Source organism: Acetobacter conturbans, assembly GCF_011516755.1.
In the GTDB taxonomy this organism is placed as follows: domain Bacteria; phylum Pseudomonadota; class Alphaproteobacteria; order Acetobacterales; family Acetobacteraceae; genus Acetobacter; species Acetobacter conturbans.
Window position 1 is genome coordinate 327,307 of the sequence record NZ_WOSY01000001.1, and the last position, 14,713, is coordinate 342,019.

Annotated in this window: 11 protein-coding genes; 3 read left to right on the top strand and 8 right to left on the bottom strand. The window is 59.8% G+C overall.

Going from position 1 to position 14,713, the window contains the following annotated elements; translation table 11 throughout:
• Window positions 1-403 precede the first annotated feature (403 nt).
• A complete protein-coding gene (locus GOB81_RS01370; protein ID WP_173568573.1) occupies window positions 404-2,776 on the top strand; it encodes a hypothetical protein in 2,373 nt (790 codons plus the stop codon).
• A gap of 11 nt (window positions 2,777-2,787) precedes the next feature.
• Complete coding sequence (locus tag GOB81_RS01375) at window positions 2,788-3,582, top strand: flagellar hook assembly protein FlgD (protein WP_173568574.1); 795 nt, start codon at window positions 2,788-2,790, stop codon at window positions 3,580-3,582.
• Window positions 3,583-3,704: 122 nt separating this feature from the next.
• Here GOB81_RS01375 and GOB81_RS01380 read toward each other — a convergent pair whose 3' ends face one another.
• The 6 genes from GOB81_RS01380 to GOB81_RS01405 all read right to left on the bottom strand — a co-directional run bounded on the left by GOB81_RS01380 (window position 3,705) and on the right by GOB81_RS01405 (window position 10,693).
• Window positions 3,705-3,908, bottom strand: a complete 204-nt coding sequence (locus tag GOB81_RS01380; RefSeq protein WP_173568575.1) for a hypothetical protein — start codon at window positions 3,906-3,908, stop codon at window positions 3,705-3,707.
• Between the two features lie 143 nt (window positions 3,909-4,051).
• Window positions 4,052-5,470 carry an MATE family efflux transporter gene (locus GOB81_RS01385; protein WP_242009967.1) on the bottom strand — a complete coding sequence of 473 codons (1,419 nt, stop codon included), beginning with the start codon at window positions 5,468-5,470 and terminating at the stop codon, window positions 4,052-4,054.
• Window positions 5,471-5,711: 241 nt separating this feature from the next.
• Window positions 5,712-6,881 (bottom strand): AI-2E family transporter, encoded by a 1,170-nt coding sequence (locus GOB81_RS01390; RefSeq protein ID WP_173568577.1) that lies wholly within the window; start codon window positions 6,879-6,881, stop codon window positions 5,712-5,714.
• 76 nt (window positions 6,882-6,957) lie between these two features.
• The gene (locus tag GOB81_RS01395) at window positions 6,958-9,051 is read right to left on the bottom strand and encodes a S9 family peptidase (protein WP_173568578.1); all 2,094 of its coding nucleotides are present in this window, start codon (window positions 9,049-9,051) and stop codon (window positions 6,958-6,960) included.
• A 109-nt stretch (window positions 9,052-9,160) separates the two neighbouring features.
• Window positions 9,161-9,493 carry a hypothetical protein gene (locus GOB81_RS01400; protein ID WP_173568579.1) on the bottom strand — a complete coding sequence of 111 codons (333 nt, stop codon included), beginning with the start codon at window positions 9,491-9,493 and terminating at the stop codon, window positions 9,161-9,163.
• A 153-nt stretch (window positions 9,494-9,646) separates the two neighbouring features.
• Window positions 9,647-10,693 (bottom strand): aldo/keto reductase, encoded by a 1,047-nt coding sequence (locus GOB81_RS01405; RefSeq protein ID WP_173568580.1) that lies wholly within the window; start codon window positions 10,691-10,693, stop codon window positions 9,647-9,649.
• A 249-nt stretch (window positions 10,694-10,942) separates the two neighbouring features.
• On the opposite strand from GOB81_RS01405, the gene GOB81_RS01410 reads away from it, so the two are divergent.
• A complete protein-coding gene (locus tag GOB81_RS01410; RefSeq protein ID WP_338421282.1) occupies window positions 10,943-12,811 on the top strand; it encodes a hypothetical protein in 1,869 nt (622 codons plus the stop codon).
• 80 nt (window positions 12,812-12,891) lie between these two features.
• On the opposite strand, the gene GOB81_RS01415 is transcribed toward GOB81_RS01410, so the two are convergent.
• Entirely contained in the window at window positions 12,892-14,055 is a 1,164-nt protein-coding gene (locus GOB81_RS01415; RefSeq protein WP_173568581.1) for a GGDEF domain-containing protein, read from the bottom strand.
• Entirely contained in the window at window positions 14,040-14,576 is a 537-nt protein-coding gene (locus tag GOB81_RS01420; RefSeq protein ID WP_173568582.1) for a heme NO-binding domain-containing protein, read from the bottom strand. Before GOB81_RS01420 ends, GOB81_RS01415 begins: the two co-directional genes overlap by 16 nt.
• Window positions 14,577-14,713 lie beyond the last annotated feature (137 nt).

Sequence of the window (14,713 nt, forward strand, 5' to 3'; positions counted from 1 at the left end):
AAAATCATGGGCTTTTTTCTTTCTTGCTTTCTCAGCATCCCCGCAAGGACAGCCACCTGAAACAAGGATGGTAAAAACAGACCCGGCATATAATGCCTGCACGGCACATTTGACCGGCATCCGGCACCCTTTTCAACGACGGACGGTGTCATTCCGCTCAATGGGGAAAGAAGAAATTTGATACCCTGAGCGAGGCAAATGCACGTCTTTCCGGCCCGGAAGACCACTCAGCCAATTCCTTATAACACGTTTAAAAACCTATGATTATTTACAACATCCTCATAATCGTCCGGCATGATGCCCTGACCGTCGGACACCATAAGCGCCTTGTCACAGGCATTTCGCTGAATGTTGGCCCGAAACTTGCATGCTCTACGGGCATATCATTCGGTTGGGTTTAGTCATGGCAAATTTGCTGACATCGCGTCTTACTGAAAATCAATCGGGAGGGACAAACGTCGCTGCCCAGTCTTCAGCCAGCACGAAAAACCGTGACCCACAGTCATCCACTGGCAGCACGGCACAGACAACCTCAGGCAGAAGCTCATTCAGTACGGTCCTGACGCAGCGGATCGCGGCAAGTCAGAAAACCGATCCTAAAAAGCAGGCCAGCGCGACGGCCACCGACAAAACATCCGCAACCACGGCCTCCCAGGTCACGGCCGCAAACACGAGCAGCCAAACGAACGTCACGTCGGACCCAACCGCCACAACCGACGCCACCGATGTGACGACCACGCAAAATACGACGACTGATCCGGTTCAACTGGCAGCGACAGTAGAAGACGGAAGCATGACGCTCACGCGACAGACAGCAGGCGCACATAACAAGGGCATGACAGATCTTTCGAATTCCGATGACGATTCATCGGATGATGACGAAACCACTCTGGCGGTCGCTTCTCCGCTGACCCTTGAGTTTGCGGCACTGTTTGCCCAGTCGTCCGTTGCCACCCCCTCGTCTTCGGTTACACCCTCCTCAACGCCCAGTGACGGCATCGCCATAGCCTCGGTGTCCGCCGCCGGTGCGACAGGGGCCGCCAGCACCTTCGCTGCCCTTGCCGCGAATACCAGTGCTGACAGTAGTACCGCGACAGACCAGAATACTTCTTCTGAGAGCGCCACCGAACCCACAGCAGCCTCTTCCACAAACACTGCCGCCACCACACAGAGTGCGACCGCCACAACGTCCGCAAATGACCAGTCCCTTCTGAATGTGATGATGGCTGTTCCCGATGCGACTTCGATTTCCGGCGCTTTCAGCACGGCAGCCCAAGCCGCTTCATCAGGCGTTGCGCCGGGCGTGTCTTCCACTCCCATCGTGACAATGGGCACCCCTCAGGCGACGGGAGATGCGACGGCAGCCATCCCGACGAATGCCAGTTCGAATACCGCCGACGCGGCGTCCACCACTTCAACGCCCGTGGCCACCTCCGCACCGACCAACACCGCTCTGGCCGCACAGATTGCCATGACCTCTCTTGGAGGCACGGCTCCGTTCCCACAGATCAGCGGCGCGAATGACTCCACACCTCTTTCCAGCATTGCTGGAACGCAAGTGACTGAAGGCAGCCTCTCTTCTGCCGCCTCCTCGGGGAGTGACACCAGCCAGACCGGCATGCCGTCCATCACGGCTGCTTGCTTTCCGGCGACCAACGGTGACGCATCCATGCAGGCGCAGCAGCTTTCCCAACTCTCGTCCACTGCCTCGCAGCCTGTCACCACCACCACGGCCAGCAACTCCGTCGCATCCACCGTCGCAACGCCCCTCAACGCCACCCCGTCTTCCGACTCAACGGCTTCCACAGAGACAACGGCTTCGACCCTCCTCGCCGCGGCTTCGGCATTTCAGCAGCCTTTGACAGCCCAGAACGCTTTTTCCGCGCAACAGGCCGGACAGACAACGAATGGCCGGACGGATGGCAACCGGATCTCCGCAAGCGACGGCCAGAAGGCTACCAGCGACACAACCCTCTCACCTGGTTCCGCACAGCCTCAGCAGGCCACCACAGCCATCGCTTCGACCAATGCCGGATCATCTAAAACATCCGACCAGGACACTTCTGACGAGCCGGGGCTGAAGGATCAGGCAGCGGAGAAGCAGACAGACAGCACCGGCGCTACGGTCGGTTCTTCCTCATTTGCACAACAGGCGTTGCTCTCCGAACAGAAGACAGCAACGCCTGAGGCCACAACAGTTCAGACATCCACCACAACCGCAGCAAACCACCCGACTACAACGGCAACATCCTCCGCAGCGTCGAGCACGACCGATACCAGCTCTACGGCCCTGAATCTCACGGTCTCGCTGCAGGATGACCAGAATCCTGTACAGGTCACCATCGACCGTTCCGGCGATTCTTCCGGCCTCAGCATCCATATCGGCACCGATGAGCAGACGACGCTGAACGATCTGAACACCCATCAGCACGAACTGCTCAATGCGCTCGAAAATGCCGGCATCTCAACGGCAGATTCACAGATCTCATTCGGTCTCACCGACAACTCCTCCGGCTTCTCCTCCTCGCAGCAGGGGGGCCAGGATCACGCCTTCCAGAATGACGGGACAGCCTCCAGTGGCGGTTCTTCAGACTTTGCAAATGCTTTTGGCGGTACACTGTCGGGTAACAGTGATGGAAACGGCACGCAGGGTGACGGAGGCTTACGCTCCCGGACAATGACGGCGTCCACCATCACCCGGACGATGGATGAGACAAGTGACACGACCTATGCCGGTCCCGTCGGGCGGACGGGCTCCGTAAACATCACAGCCTGAAAGAGCAGACCATGACGACAACCACCTCACTTCTTTCGACCGCTGAGACAGCAGCGAAGTCGTCCGCCACGACCAACGCCGCGTCGATCAGTTCGGCCTCCACGACAACGACGACAACCAGCACCAGCGCCCTGTCGTCACTGTCTAGCAATTTCAGTACGTTCCTGACGCTGCTCACCACCCAGCTGCAGAATCAGGATCCCAGCAGCCCGATGAGCAGCGACACCTTTACCTCCGAACTGGCTCAGTTCGCAGGTGTGGAACAGCAGGTGGCCACCAACACTAACCTGACCACTCTCATCTCCCTCACCGAAGACGGTCAGCAGTCGAGTGACATGTCGCTCGTGGGCAAAACGGCGACGGCCAGCACGACGCAGCTTCCTCTTCAGAACGGAAGCAGTTCGATCTCGTTCAACACGACCAGCGCGGAATCGATCGCCATCGCGGTTACGGACAGTTCCGGCAATGTCGTCAAAACGGCCGAGCTCACGTCGAGTGCGGGGGCCAATACCTGGACGTGGGACGGCACGAACACCAGCGGCACGCAACTGGCGGATGGTTCCTACAATGTCGCCGTGGAAACAGAGGACGGCAGTGGCAACACCTCCACTGTTCCCTTTACCGTTACCGGCACCGTCACGGGCATCAGCAACAACAGCGGCACCATCTACGTCAAGATGGGCAGCTCTCTTATCGATATGGCGGATGTCACATCCTTTACGGACGCGTCATCCACGACGAGCAGCAGTTCGACTACATCAAGTGCGACAAGCACAAGCAGCGCGTCCACATCCACGACGAGCTGATCCTCGTCTCCTCCACCGGATTTTCCTTGTCCCTGTCATGCAAGGGACACGGAAAGTCCACACTCTCTCAACCCGTCACGCTCCGACAAAAGCGAGTTTACGGCCAACACATTCAGGTCGGGTCAGTCCTCTCCGAGCACCGCTTTCGCCCGGCGGACGACAGTCGCATATTCATCGTCCGTCAACTCTCCGCGATGGTGAAATTCGCTGGCACGGGCGAGAGCGTCGCGGGCATGGGCATCGTCAGGAATGGGATAGCGGCGCCCCGGTAGAGCAAACGCACTGTCAGGCAATGCCTCACGTTCGGCAGTAGTCAGTCTCGACATGGCGGTCTTCCTCCCTGCGTCTTCTTACCCTCCCTGACGGGCAATGACGCTTTCAGATCATGAATATGGGACGACTGGTTCTGAAATCCAGATCAGCAGCAAAGACTAATGTTTTCCAACAATAGCGTATGGTCTTTGCCGCATCACGATCTTTCATTCTCGGCGGAAAATTCCGCTTCCCCAATTTCAGCCAGATCGGCCATGGCCGCACCGGCGCTCTGGGTGGGGATATCGGACGCTCCGATTTCACTGGCCTGCGCTGCCATGACAGCGGGTTTCGAAGCCGCCAGATCAGCCACCACCCGGAAGGCCGTGACAATGGCCACGCTGCCGAACAGGACGCTGCCAAGCGCCTGACCGACCTGAACGCCAAGAGCACCAAATGACGCTCCGTAGGAGACGAACGGCATTGTGCCCAGCGTTGCCCGGCCCCAGTTGAAGAGGGTCGAATAGAGCGGGTGACCCAGATTATTGAACGCCGTGTTCGCCACGAACAGCATGCCGATAAAGAGATAACCGGCTACCGTCCATGTGCAGAACAGGTGAACCAGTGCCGCTCCGTCTCCCTGAAGATTGAATCCCTCCACCAGCAGCGTCTGGCTGGCCGCGAGCAAGGCCCATGTGCAGACGACACAGACTGAGGAAACCTTCAGGGACGCGATCAGGACTTCCCTCACCCGGTCCATCTGGCCCGCGCCGAGATTCTGCGAGATGATCGGCCCTACGGCTCCGGTAAGGGCGAACACGAAGGAAAAGGCGACGACGACGATGCGCTCAACCGCCGTCTGGCCACTGACTGCTTCCAGACCGAACCGCGCCATGTGCGCGGTGACATAAGCTCCCCCCACGGGTGTCGCCAGATTGGTCAGTATGGCTGGCAGCGCAATGCGCCACACACCGCGACTGTCACTGGCAATAGCGCCGAGCTTCGGCCAGCTCAGCATACCGTGTGCACTGGCCCCGTGCACACCGAGCAACAGCATGGCGAACCGTGACAGAACGGCACTGATCGCGGCTCCCATCAGTCCCTCATGCATGCCAAGGATCAGGACCGGATCGAGAAGAGCCGTCAGGATGGCGCCTCCCAGCGTGACGTTCATGGAGCGTTTTGCATCGCCCACTGCCCGCATGAGCGCCGATGCGGACATGCCGAGGGAAACCAGCGGCAGGAAGGGAGATGTGATGTAGAGATAGAGCGCTGCCTGATTCAGGGCTTCTCCGGATGCGCCGAGCAGTTCGAGAATGGGCCGGGCAAGGAATGCCGTCAGCAGACCCACGAGCATGGTCAGGACGAAGCTCGTAAAGAGGAATGACGAAGCGATACGACGGCCACGATAAAACTGGCCGCTCCCGATCTCACGCCCGATGGATGCGCCCAGCCCGATCGTCAGACCGATGGAGACGGCGATCTGGATTCCACCAACCGCTCCGGCGAAACCGATAGCCGCCGTCAGCGCGGCATCTCCAAGATGCGCGACGTAGATCATGTTCAGCATGTCCACGGCGAACACCGCCATCAGTCCGATGGCGCCTGTTCCGGACATGACGAGGACATGCTTCATGATGCTGCCCGACACGAAGCACGCTTTTTTGTGTCGCGGCGGTCGTCTTCCGCTCATTCAGATCCCGTTTGCCGGACAGAAAACCGGCAAATCCTCCCGTTCCGACTGAGTATGGCATGACTGAAAGGCGGCGCGAATGCCGTTCCCTGATCAAATCGCGAATTTGGAGTCTTCGCATCCTGCATTTGTGATTGCAGGTGTGTGTTTCACATACAGGCTGCCGACGGACACTCCCGTCTGATCATCGCATCCTGCTCAAGGGCGTTCCACGCTCGCGCGACCAGTTTCTCCACAGCAGATGCAGCGTGGCCATCGCCGCAGGCCCCAGAAACAGTCCCAGAAGCCCCCACGTTTCGGCCCCTCCGACAATGCCCAGAAGCACCCACAGGAAGGGAAGCTTCGTGCTGCCGCCGATCAGGCTTGGCCGCACGAAATGATCCGCCGTGAAAATCACGATCGCGCCAATGGCAAACACGGTGACTGCCGCCATCGTGCCGCCATCGACCAGCAGGAAGGTCGAGGCGAGAGCGACTGGAATCATCGCGCAGAACGGGATCATCGCGGCGATGGCGGTGGCGCCTCCCAGCAGCGTCGGGTGCGGCACGCCGGTGAAGAAATAGACCAGCCCCATGATGATGCCTTCACCCACCCCGACGAGAACCAGGCCCGCCACCGTGCCGTGGATCGAGGCGATGATCTGGTGGCCGATGATCTCCCCACGACGACCGAAGGCACGGCGGGATGCCACAGTGCATTCACGCATAATCTTGTCGCCATCCTTGTAGAGGAAGAACAGCGTGAGGATGGAAAAGAAGAACAGGGTGCCGCGATGCACCACCTGCGAACCGACCGTTCTGGTCATCGCCAGTCCACGGGCGTCGAAGGAGCTGAAAAACTCGGCAGCGGCGCTGGGGTCTGAAAGATGGTTGCCCCACCATTTGCTGACCGCGCCACTGGCGAAAGGCAGACGCTCCACCCATGCCGGAACCGGCACACCGGAGTTACGCGCGTGCTTCATCAGTTCGAGCACGTTCTGTGCCTCGTTAGCGGCCTCGATCCCCACGAACAGCATGGGGATAAGAAACATGAGCGCCATGGCCGCCGTGCACAAAAGCGGCAGAAGCGGTCCTTTCGCCAAAGCCGGGCAGCGGAGTTGTATCTTGCGATAGAGCGGCCATGTCGCCACGGCGAACACGACACCCCACGCCAGCGCTCCCAGAAAACCATGCACCGTGTAGACGGAGACCGCGACGATGGCGAGGGCGAGGAACTCCCTCGCTTTCCACTGCGCCCGCCATGCGGCCTGCCACTGGTCAGGGGAGGCATTGTCCGTGGGATAGGACGTCAGGGGAGCCGAACACGCCGGACGGAGAGGATCTTCGTCAGGCTGCGTCTGACCGGGCTGGGGCATCGGGTATTCTCTCAAGCAGAACCTTCAATCGGGCGCATCCCGGACTCTATAGACCAGAAGGACGACGGCGCACGCATCATGCCGCGTTTCGGGTGCGCGCCTCGGCCCAGATGGCGAAGGCGTGGATCAGCGCCGCCTCGTCCAGCGCCTTGAACCGGCCGGACGCACCGCCGTGTCCCGCTTCCATGTTGATCCGCAGAAGCAGGGGATTGTCGGACGTAGAATACTCCCTGAGCCGGGCAATCCACTTCGCAGGCTCCCAGTAGGTGACGCGAGGATCGGTCAGGCCGCCAATGGCGAACACTGCGGGATAGGGAGTGGCCGTGATCCGGTCATAGGGAGAATAACCGGCGATGCGGTCATAGGCTTTTTCGTCGGTCAGTGGGTTGCCCCATTCCGGCCATTCCGGAGGCGTGAGCGGCAGGCTTTCGTCTGACATCGTGTTCAGCACATCGACAAACGGCACAACCGCAACGATGCCCGCGAACAGATCGGGGCGCATGTTGGTGATCGCCCCCATCAGCATGCCGCCCGCCGAACGACCGTCCGCGACGATACGGCCGGCATCCGTCCAGCCTTCGGCAATCAGGTGGTCTGCACAGGCGATGAAATCCGTGAAGGTGTTGGTCTTGTGCTCGCCCCGACCGCCAAGGAACCAGTTCCAGCCTTTTTCCGAGCCTCCGCGAATATGCGCGATGGCATAGACCCACCCCCGATCCACCAGACTGAGCGTGCGCGTCGAAAAGGTTGGATCAATCGAATGTCCGTAAGAGCCGTAGCCATAGAGCAGCAGCGGCGCTGACTGGTTTTCGGGCGTGTCGCGGTGCCAGAGCAGCGTAATTGGCACCAGTTCGCCATCGGGCGCTTTCGCCATCAGCCGTCTGGTGCGGTAATGCTCGGGATCGTGGCCGGATGGCACGTCCTGCATTTTCAGCAGATGTCGTTCGCGCGTCGCCATGTCATAGGCGAACCACTGTCGGGGAGTGGTTGGCGACTGGTAGGAATAGCGGAGTTCTGTCGTGGCGAACTCATAAGCGCCATCAAGGGAAAGCGTGTAAGCCTCCTCGTCGGTGGCAAGCTGATGCCGTTCCCCTGCCCTGTTCTCGATTTCAATGACGATGTTGGCGTTGACGCGCTCGGTCCATACGAGATGATCGGCGAAGCAGATCGCGGCGGTGAGGTAGTGGCCCGGCTGGTGCGGGACGTGTTCACCCCACGCGGCACGGTCGCCCAGAGCATCGTCACGCACCACCATCAGCTTGAAGTCGGTGGCCCCGTCGGCATTTGTCCGGACGATAAAGCGGTCACCCCAGTGGGACAGTTCGTACATCACCCCTTTTTCGCGGGGCGCGACACAGACCGGCGATGTCTCGGGGGTAGCTGCGGGAATGACCCAGTTTTCAGACGTGTCATGGTCGTTGGTGCTGATGACGATCCACTTGCCCGACCGCGCGGCGCTGACGCCGACGAAGAAACCGGCGTCGGCTTCCTCATAAACCAGCACGTCGGGACCACCGGAGAGAGTGCGGCGGAAGATCTTCACCGGACGACCGTGTTCGTCACGATACGTCCAGAAGATATGCTGCGAGTCCGGGGAAAAGGTAAAATCGCCTGAGCAGTTGCTGATCTCGACCGGCAGCATGTCGCCAGTCGTCGTATCCCGGACAAGGATCGTGTAAATTTCCGAACCCTGCGTGTCCTCGGCCCACGCGAACAGGCGATGGTCAGGGCTGTGGGTGGCGCCGCGGGCGGCATAATAGGACAGGTCCTTCGCGCTCAGGTCGGCGTCAAGCAGCACCTCCTCGCTTTCCGGATGACCTTCCTTATGGCGCACATAGCGCGGCTGCTGCGCACCGGATTCGTACCGCATGCCGTAGCGCCAGGAACCGTGGGGCAGCGGCGGAAACGAGTCGTCTTCCTTCAGCCGCCCCTTCATTTCCGCGACGAGGGTGGCCTGCAAATCGGTCGTGGAAGCCAGAATGGCGTCGGAATAGGCGTTTTCCGCACGAAGATGGTCGGCGATATCCTGACGCAGAAGGGCCGGGTCACGCAGGACCGCCTGCCAGTTGTCGTCCTTCATCCACGCGTAATCGTCCACGCGGGTGCGGCCAAGCTGCTCGATGCGGCGAGGGTCCTTGTGGGCAACAGGCGGGAGAAGAGTCTTGGACATGCAAATGGCCTTCCAGTGGCTACCGGAAGGCCATTCTTGCACAGGATGGTGCAACGGACACAACCCTATGCGCGGGGCCTATTCGCCGACCCTGACTATACGGAAGCGTTCAGGAATTCTTCAGTGCCTGCTCTTCTTCGGCGCGGGTGCCGAATGGCACTTCCTGCCTGTCATCCTGCTCGTCCATGCTGCCACCGAGATTGCCAAGATTTTCCTGAATCTTCGCGTCTTCGACAGGCTCACCGTTCGGGCCGAGGGGCACAGGAGACTCAACCGGGATTTCCCCGGCATCCGGGTTGATTTCCATCCCGATCAGGTCGGTAGCGGCTTCCATGTAGCCTTCGGGGCCACAGGTGGGCTTGCCGTCGGCAATCCACATTTCCTTCGCCTTGGCCAGAATACTGGCTGTACGCTTCGGTGAGTCTTCCAGTGGATTTTCCATTTTTCACTCCTCAAGCAGTCGTCGCCCGTTCAGGACGAAAGCATATCCCTGCCGGAACGACGCCTCATGCAGCGTGGTTTCAGCATAGCCCCTATATAGGCACGCAACGGAAGAAACGCATATTCAGGCGGTCGTCGCATGGCATGGCGTTTTTCAAGGCGCCGGATTGCAGTGCACCTGATGGATCGTATTGATCCGGGCCTCAAGTTCCGGCGTGAAGGCGACATCGACAGACCCGAGAATGGTCTCCAGCTGCGCGATACTTGTCGCACCGATGATGTTTGACGTCACGAAGCAGCGGGACGTGACGAACGCCACGGCCAGTTGCACCGGATCAACACCGATATCCTGAGCCAGCGCCAGATAAGCCCGGATGGCCTCGTCCACGCCGGGTTTCTCATAACGCTGCCCGCGATTGAACAGGGTTGTCCGCGCACCCGGAGGACGCGCGCCGTCGAGATATTTTCCGGTGAGGTACCCCTGTGCCAGCGGCGAATAGGCCAGCAGTCCGACCTTCTCCCGGATGGCCATCTCGGCCAGACCCAGTTCAAATGTCCTGTTGATCAGGTTGTAGGCGTTCTGGATCGACACCACACGCGGTGCGCCGGTGCGGGATACTTCGAGGCATTTCGCCACACCCCACGGCGTCTCGTTGGACAGGCCGACATGGCGGATCTTGCCTTCCGCCACGAGGTCGCCCAGCACCCCGAGCGTCTCTTCCAGCGGCACCTCGTTATCTTCGCCCGGCTGGACATAGGTCGTGCCGCCACCACCGAAGAGGTTCACGCGCCTGTCCGGCCAGTGGAGCTGGTACAGATCGACGTAATCCGTGCCGAGACGGCGCAGGGACCCTTCCAGCGCATAGCGGATCTGACGCGGACTCAGGCGTGTTTCCTCACCGCCGGGACGGTACCAGGGATTTGTGCCCCGGCCCACGACCTTTGTGGCAAGGATGATCCGGTCGCGTTTTCCGGTGTTGGCCAGCCAGCTTCCGACGATCCGTTCCGTCGCGCCATAGGTCTCGGCCCGTGGCGGAATGGAATACAGTTCTGCCGTATCGATGAAGTTGATGCCACGATCCAGAGCAAGATCGAGCTGCGCATGTCCCTCGGCTTCGGTATTCTGCTGCCCGAACGTCATCGTCCCGAGACAGATCTCGCTGACCATGATCCCCGTGCGACCGAGTTCACGTTGTCTCATGCTGGTGGCTCCTGTTCCGGCGATATCGCGACAGGCAGATAAGCCGCGTTATGCGGCGCCCTGCAAGAGAGGAGAGCGCCCTTCAGACGGGTTTCATGCTGGCGGCAACCGTCTTTCTTCTTTCCGGCTGGATGGATGGGTCGTAGAATTGGCATATCTCCACTCAGCTCTTTCCCATTAATTCACTCTTTCGTTATCGCAGGCGACCGCAAATGAAGCTGGCCGACCCGCTGACGAGGAACGGGTGGGGTGGACAGACAGCATTACCAACGGTGGGCGAAGACAAGCGCCCGATTGTGTCTTTCGCTGTCCGTGGCGGGCCTTCCTCTGGTTGGCTTTCCCCATCTTGCGCACGCGGATAGCACCGCCGAGATCGCTCAGCTGCGCACGATAGTGTTCCAGCTTCAGGCGCAGGTGCGGGAACTCCAGAAAAACCGGAAACCGACACGGGAAGAACCGTCTCGATCCATGCGGGCGGCACAGGGCCGCAGCCTGAAGCGGCCGCCTGCTCGCGTAGCCGCCACTTCGCCCGACGTGACGCCTATCCTGCCGGTTACCACCGCAGGTCCCGCACGAACGGGACAGGATCTGACGGGAGCGATGCTTATCGATGGCAAACCGGTGCCTGCCCTTTCGGCGGATGCCGTTCCGGATAGCGTCGCACTGGAACCGGAAACGGTCCGCAGCATAAATCTCTCATCGTCCAGCCCGACAGCCCTGACCCAGACCGAAGTGGACAGCCTGCCGCCCATCTTCAAGATCGGCGGTGTTTCCGTGCGACTGGGCGGTTTCGTGGATATGTCCAACATCTACCGCGACAAGAACCTGACCGCCGGACCCGCCACGCCGTGGGGTTCCTTTCCCTATTCGGGCAACCCCAACGCCCATGCCTCGGAATATCGTCCGACCGCCCAGCTCAGCCGCTTCAGCCTTCTGATCGAAGGGAAACCGGCGAAAGGCGTCACGGTCGAAGCCTATGTGGAAAGCGATTTCGGCGGCTCGGGCAGCAACTCCAACGCGGTGCAGACCAACAGTTATGTACCCAGGATGCGGCAGGCCTATCTGGCTGCCGACGACCGCGAGTTCGGGCTGCACTTTCTCGCAGGACAGGCGTGGAGTCTGGCGACTGGCTACACCAACACGCTCCTGCGTCGTCACGAGCAGTTGCCGCCTGTGGTGGACAGCAACCTCATTCCCGGCGTGACGTTCACGCGCGTGCCGCAGATCCGTCTCATCAAGGACTTCAACCGCAAATGGTGGCTCGGTCTCTCCGTCGAGACACCGCAGGCCACACTCGGATTCGACGATTCCACCCTTGTCTCGGGCGATGCTATCCCCGCTGCTGCCGGACAGAGCGCCGGGCCTCACGTGGTCTATAACAGCACCGGCTCCGGCATGCTTGACCCGGAAGCGCATTACAGCATGGATGTCGCGCCCGACATCGTACTCAAGGGTGCGGTCGATACATCCATGGGACATTATGAACTCTATGGACTGGCGCGCTGGTTCCGCACGGTGGTCATCGACGGCAGCGGCGCCAGCGGAAAAGCGCACTCACGGGTCGCGCTCGGAGGAGGCGTTGGCGGGTCGATGGTCGTCCCGCTGCTTTCTTCGGGGAAAATCCAGTTCGTGGGAGATGTTCTCGCGGGCAAGGGCATCGGTCGCTACGGCCCGAGTCAGCTTCCGGACATGACGTTGAGCAGTTCCGGGGCACCTGCCCCTCTGAAGGAAATCATCGGCTCGGTCGGTCTGATCGGTCATCCGACCAAAAACCTCCTGCTCTACACGTATGGTGGCGTGGAAGCAGCGCATCGTTCGGTCTATGACGGCGCTGACGGCAACTATTACGGTTATGGCTCGCCGACCACCAACCTCGCGGGCTGTGCCATCATGCTCGGCACCTGCAATGCGGAGACACGGGCACTGGCCTCTTTCACCATGGGTGGATGGTGGCATCTTCTGGATGGCCGCTACGGCAGCGTCATGGCGGGGCTACAATATACTTACGTGCGGAAATTCGCTTTTCGGGGCTTGGACAATGCTGGCGCTGTGACGTGCCCCACAGCGAATGGCAATACTGTGTTCGTGACGTTCCGGTATTATCCGTTCCAGAACTGAAGGCAGCAAGACGTTCAGGGAAAAGTGCTGTTCTTTGGTTGTCCAAGGTCTTTTGCAGGGAATTATTGCCCGGCGCAGGACTAGGGGCCCACCCCAACCGTGACGGTATTTCCGCCCCGCTTCTTGCTTTCATACATGGCAAGATCGGCAATTTTCAGAAGTTTGGATGTATCTGTGGCTCCCTGTTCACAGAACGCAATGCCCACGCTTGCCGAGGACCGCAATTCATATCCCTCGAACAGAAGCGGCGGCTCAAGAGCATGGCAGAATGATTCCGCCAGCCGAAGAGCTTCGTTGCGGTGGTGCAGGCCGGTAAGACAGGCAGTGAACTCATCCCCTCCCAGCCGCGCGATCACGCAGCCCGGATGGGATTCCACGCATCTGGAAAAGCGGTGTGCCGCCTCTGTCAGAAGCATATCGCCTGCCGAATGTCCGAAACGGTCATTGATCTGCTTGAAATCATCAAGGTCGATGAGACAGACTGCTGGCGGGACGGTCGGCACGGTCCAGGCCTGAACCGTTTCCTTCAGGGTCTTGTGAAAACTGGTCCGGTTGGGAAGCCCCGTAAGCGGATCGTGGGAGGCATCATGCAGGAGCTGTTTCTGCGCCTGCTCGCGTTCCATGACGCGCGCGATATGGCCTCCGACATTCATGCACAGGCCGACCACCGGCTCCTCGGCCTTTACTTCCGCGCAGGAGAAGAACACCAGCAGCGCACGCACTGACCCGTTGGCAATGACAGGAAAGCCGAGCGCATGGGCCAGCGTCGCCGGCACGTCATCGCTTTGGGTGCATCGCCAGCTGAGGATTTTTTGTTCGCTCGTGATCTCCGCAGCAATGCCACCCGCATCGAACAGTCCGGAAACGCGGCAGGCCATGAGAGCGTTTGCACAGGTTTCCGGCGTCTCCGGACAGCACAGATGCGGGCTGGCAACACTGATATCGCCCTCATCCTGCAGGAAGGCGATTCCACAACTCATGCCGAGACCTCTGCACGTTTCGAGCAGCGTAACTTCGATGACACGGTTTGCGGAAGACGTGGTGTTCGCACAACTGACTATGGTTTCCAGCAGTTGCTGCTGGGCATTGCGCCGATAGAGTTCGCGGAGGCCACGCTCCGCGATCGCCTCCGCTTCCCGGCGGATTTTTCGCTCACGTTCGAGACGCCGGACTGCCACTTCATACAGCTTGCGATAATCGTCTGATGAATGTCCGGCGTCGCTGGCCATCAGGTGTCCAGCCATCGAATAATCATATCGTTTTCCTGCGGCGATCCGGCTGGAAAACGTTCGACGGACACTTTTTCATTCCATTCCCCCGCCGCACCGATCACGAAACCGTGCGCAAGGTCCAGAAGCTTTCTGGAGGAACGATACGTCATCCGGACGGCTTCATCGGACTCGTCCTGAAAGCGGAAATAAGGGCAGCACGCCCCTGAATACAGCTTCATCACTTCCGGATGGATGATGGTGTTGACCGACAGGACAAAAGCTTTTGACGAATGGAACGGCGCGAACAGTTCGGGATAAAAAGATTTCAGAAGTGGCATGGCCGTTTCCCCGAACCAGCGAAGCACATCCTGTTCCGGCACGCCAAGCCGGGCTGCCGCGGCTGTCACGATCGCCTGAATGTCACCGTCGGGATAATCTCCCAGAGAGGAATAGACACCGTCCAGACCGGTCTCATCCAGAAGGATATCCCATGTCTCGGCACCATAACATCCGGAGATGGCATCTTCGAGCAGATTGAAAACGACGCCCTTCATCAGACTCCCGATCAGAATGAATTACATTGCTGATAAGTTTGGCACTCTTAATGCTCACATCTGGTTAAGAACATCTTTTCAAAAACACGTCAGTGCAATCGGCATACCATGAATGCACATCAGCCTCGTTTCACGAG

Excerpts from the sequence above, each read along its gene's own strand:
- GOB81_RS01405 (WP_173568580.1), bottom strand. The coding sequence starts at position 10,693 with ATGAGACAACGTGAACTCGGTCGCACGGGGATCATGGTCAGCGAGATC.
- GOB81_RS01415 (WP_173568581.1), bottom strand. The coding sequence starts at position 14,055 with ATGGCTGGACACCTGATGGCCAGCGACGCCGGACATTCATCAGACGAT.
- GOB81_RS01380 (WP_173568575.1), bottom strand. The coding sequence starts at position 3,908 with ATGTCGAGACTGACTACTGCCGAACGTGAGGCATTGCCTGACAGTGCG.
- GOB81_RS01420 (WP_173568582.1), bottom strand. The coding sequence starts at position 14,576 with ATGAAGGGCGTCGTTTTCAATCTGCTCGAAGATGCCATCTCCGGATGT.
- GOB81_RS01400 (WP_173568579.1), bottom strand. The coding sequence starts at position 9,493 with ATGGAAAATCCACTGGAAGACTCACCGAAGCGTACAGCCAGTATTCTG.
- GOB81_RS01385 (WP_242009967.1), bottom strand. The coding sequence starts at position 5,470 with ATGAAGCATGTCCTCGTCATGTCCGGAACAGGCGCCATCGGACTGATG.
- GOB81_RS01370 (WP_173568573.1), top strand. The coding sequence starts at position 404 with ATGGCAAATTTGCTGACATCGCGTCTTACTGAAAATCAATCGGGAGGG.
- GOB81_RS01390 (WP_173568577.1), bottom strand. The coding sequence starts at position 6,881 with ATGCCCCAGCCCGGTCAGACGCAGCCTGACGAAGATCCTCTCCGTCCG.
- GOB81_RS01375 (WP_173568574.1), top strand. The coding sequence starts at position 2,788 with ATGACGACAACCACCTCACTTCTTTCGACCGCTGAGACAGCAGCGAAG.
- GOB81_RS01395 (WP_173568578.1), bottom strand. The coding sequence starts at position 9,051 with ATGTCCAAGACTCTTCTCCCGCCTGTTGCCCACAAGGACCCTCGCCGC.